Below are 3,797 nucleotides of genomic sequence, written 5' to 3' on the forward strand. Positions count from 1 at the left end.
TTGCAGGAAAGGCCGTATGCTACCGCATACTGGCCTTTTCCTGTTAGGGAAAGTTGCACTTCAAATGCGAATCCGCCAGACGACAAAACTCATATTTCGGTAAAAAGGTCGTCTGAAAATGAACAAACCAAGCGGTATTCACACATTTTCAGACGACCTCCTGCACATTCCGGAATCATTTTCATCTCAATACGGTATAATCCCTCCATCTGCTTTGTACTGCATCATCAAACGATTATGGACAACATGCAAAACCAACCGCCAATCCCGCCGCGCAATTCGCTGCGCCGGAACAGTATTTACCTGCTGCCCAACTCCTTTACCATTGCCGCGTTGTTCTGCGCCTTTTTCGCCATCACCCAATCCATGCACGGGCGTTATGAGACGGCAGCGATTGCAGTATTCCTCTCCATGCTGCTCGACGGCATGGACGGTCGCGTGGCGCGGCTGACCAATAGCCAAAGCACGTTCGGCGAACAGCTAGACAGCCTTGCCGACATGGTCAGTTTCGGCGTCGCGCCCGCCTTGATTGCCTATAAATGGCAGCTTTGGCAGTTCGGCAAAATCGGTTATTCCGTCGCCTTCATCTACTGCGCCTGCGCCGCCCTGCGCCTCGCCCTATTCAACACACTCATCGGCAAAGTCGATAAACGCTGGTTCATCGGCGTGCCCAGCCCAACCGCTGCCGCGTTGATTGTCGGCCTGATTTGGGTCAACCACAGCATCGAACGCTTCCCAGGCGTACATTGGTGGGCTTTGGGTATCACGCTTTTCGCCGGCATTTCCATGATCGTCCAAATCCCGTTTTGGAGCTTTAAAGAAATCAACATCCGCCGCCAAGTCCCGTTTATGGGCATGGTGCTTGCCGTGTTGGTATTGCTGCTCATCAACTGGAAACCTTCGCTTGTACTTTTCCTGTTTTTCCTGGGTTACAGCCTCTCCGGCTACATCATGGCAGGATGGCGCTGGTTGAAAAAACGCCGTAAAACCAAAAAGGTCGTCTGAAAATGTGGACTTGGGACATCATCTTCTCCCTGCTCGCCGTCGGAAGCGCGGCGGGCTTTATTGCAGGATTGTTCGGCGTAGGCGGCGGCACATTGATTGTCCCCGTCGTCTTGTGGACGTTGCAACTGCAAGGCATCAGCAGCCACCCCTACGCCCAACATCTCGCCATCGGCACATCCTTCGCCGTGATGGTGTTCACGACCTTCTCCAGCATGTACGCCCAGCATAAAAAAAGCGCCATCGACTGGCAGACCGTCCGCCGTATGACCCCCTCCATGATATTCGGCGTACTGATTGGCGCAGTAACCGCCAAATACATGCCTACCCGCTCCCTGCAAATCTTCTTTATCGTATTCCTGACCCTTATCGCCCTCAAAACCCTGACCGACTCCAAACCGAAAGCCTCGCGCCACCTGCCCGGCCTACCCGGCCTAAGTGCTGTCGGCACATTGTTCGGCGCAGCTTCGAGCTGGGTCGGCATCGGCGGCGGCTCACTGTCCGTCCCCTTCCTGATGTATTGTAACTTCCCCGCCCACCGCGCCATCGGCACATCCTCCGGCCTCGCCTGGCCGATTGCGCTTGCAGGCACAATCGGTTATCTCGTTACCGGCTGGAACGTTTCCGATCTGCCACACGGCTCCGGCGGCTTCCTCTATCTACCCGCCGTCGCCATCCTCAGCATCGCCACCATGATTTTTGCTCCGCTCGGCGTCAAAACCGCGCACAAACTCCCCGCCCGCCAGCTCAAAATCTCCTTCGGCATCATGCTGCTGCTGATTGCCATAAAAATGGCTTGGAACCTTGTCCGTTGAATTTTTCCAAAAGCTGCCATCATTAAAAGGTCGTCTGAAAACGGGCATGGCGGGTTACGCCGAAACCATCCACATTTTTTCAGACGACCTTTCACCTTAGCCCTGTTTCAACACCCCAAATTCTTTTAAAATACCGCCTGATTTGAATTTAACCGAAAGACCGAACTTCATGAACCTACATCAAACCGTCGAACGCGAAGCCGCCGCCGCCTTTGCCGCCGCAGGCATCGCCGACAGCCCCGTTGTCTTGCAGCCAACCAAAAACGCCGAACACGGCGATTTCCAAATCAACGGCGTGATGGGTGCGGCAAAAAAAGCCAAACAAAATCCGCGCGAATTGGCACAAAAGGTCGCCGAAGCATTGGCGGGCAACGCCGTGATTGAAAGCGCGGAAGTCGCCGGCCCCGGCTTCATCAACCTGCGCCTGCGTCCCGAATTTCTCGCCCAAAATATTCATGCGGCTTTGAACGACGCGCGTTTCGGCATAGCGAAAACCGACAAACCGCAAACCGTCGTCATTGACTATTCCTCGCCCAATTTGGCGAAGGAAATGCACGTCGGCCATCTGCGTTCCAGCATCATCGGCGACAGCATTTCGCGCGTGTTGGAATTTATGGGCAACACCGTCATCCGCCAAAACCACGTCGGCGACTGGGGTACGCAATTCGGCATGTTGGTCGCTTATTTGGTGGAGCAGCAAAAAGACAATGCCGCGTTTGAGTTAGCGGATTTGGAGCAGTTTTACCGCGCCGCCAAAGTGCGCTTTGACGAAGATCCTGCCTTTGCCGACACCGCGCGCGAATACGTTGTGAAGCTGCAAGGCGGCGATGAAACCGTTTTGGCGTTGTGGAAACAGTTTGTCGATATTTCGCTCTCGCACGCCCAAGCCGTTTACGACACGCTGGGCTTGAAACTGCGCCCCGAAGACGTGGCGGGCGAATCGAAATACAACGACGATTTGCAGCCCGTGGTCGATGATTTGGTTCAAAAAGGTCTGGCGGTCGAAGACGACGGCGCAAAAGTCGTGTTCTTGGACGAGTTTAAAAACAAAGAAGGCGAACCCGCTGCGTTTATCGTGCAAAAACAAGGCGGCGGCTTCCTCTACGCCTCCACCGATTTGGCGTGCCTGCGCTACCGCATAGGCCGTCTGAAAGCCGACCGCCTGCTGTACGTCGTCGACCACCGCCAGGCCCTGCACTTCGAACAACTTTTCACCACTTCCCGCAAGGCAGGCTATCTGCCGGAAAATGCAAAAGCTGAGTTTATCGGCTTCGGCACCATGATGGGCAAAGACGGCAAACCGTTCAAAACGCGCAGCGGCGACACCGTGAAGCTGGTTGACCTGCTGACCGAAGCCGTTGAGCGCGCCACTGCTTTGGTGAAAGAAAAAAATCCCGAATTGGGCGCGGACGAAGCGGCGAAAATCGGCAAAACCGTCGGCATCGGCGCGGTCAAATACGCCGACTTGAGCAAAAACCGCACCAGCGATTATGTGTTCGACTGGGACGCCATGCTCTCGTTTGAAGGCAATACCGCTCCTTACCTGCAATACGCCTACACACGCGTACAAAGCGTATTCCGCAAAGCAGGCGAATGGGACGCAACCGCGCCAACCATTTTGACCGAACCGCTGGAAAAACAGCTTGCCGCCGAGCTGCTGAAATTCGAAGACGTGCTGCAAAGCGTGGCGGACACGGCATATCCGCACTACCTCGCCGCCTACCTCTACCAAACCGCCACCCTGTTCAGCCGCTTCTACGAAGCCTGCCCGATACTCAAAGCCGAAGGTGAAACCCGCAACAACCGCCTGCAACTGGCAAAGCTCACCGGCGACACGCTGAAACAAGGCTTGGATTTACTGGGCATTGATGTGTTGGATGTGATGTAAGTCATTCCCCATAGACAAAGGTCCTTGGATTCGGATTTCAAGTGCAACACTAGTGTATCAGTGGTTTGAACAGATTCAAGAATAAAACACTT

General features: G+C 54.7%; 3 protein-coding genes. All 3 read left to right on the forward strand.

What is annotated here, in order from left to right:
• The first annotated feature begins 237 nt into the window (after positions 1-237).
• The 3 genes from pssA to argS all read left to right on the forward strand — a co-directional run bounded on the left by pssA (position 238) and on the right by argS (position 3,705).
• Positions 238-1,005, forward strand: a complete 768-nt coding sequence (gene pssA, locus AC5M9B_RS04630) for a CDP-diacylglycerol--serine O-phosphatidyltransferase (protein WP_487648311.1) — start codon at positions 238-240, stop codon at positions 1,003-1,005.
• Positions 1,006-1,007: 2 nt separating this feature from the next.
• A complete protein-coding gene (locus AC5M9B_RS04635) occupies positions 1,008-1,817 on the forward strand; it encodes a sulfite exporter TauE/SafE family protein (protein WP_154885157.1) in 810 nt (269 codons plus the stop codon).
• Positions 1,818-1,986: 169 nt separating this feature from the next.
• Positions 1,987-3,705: an arginine--tRNA ligase gene (gene argS, locus AC5M9B_RS04640; protein ID WP_487648312.1), complete on the forward strand. Its 1,719-nt coding sequence runs from the start codon at positions 1,987-1,989 to the stop codon at positions 3,703-3,705.
• Positions 3,706-3,797 lie beyond the last annotated feature (92 nt).

This window comes from Neisseria flava (genome assembly GCF_982712965.1).

Coding starts and splice junctions, on each gene's coding strand:
- pssA (WP_487648311.1), top strand. CDS start 238: ATGGACAACATGCAAAACCAACCGCCAATCCCGCCGCGCAATTCGCTG.
- AC5M9B_RS04635 (WP_154885157.1), top strand. CDS start 1,008: ATGTGGACTTGGGACATCATCTTCTCCCTGCTCGCCGTCGGAAGCGCG.
- argS (WP_487648312.1), top strand. CDS start 1,987: ATGAACCTACATCAAACCGTCGAACGCGAAGCCGCCGCCGCCTTTGCC.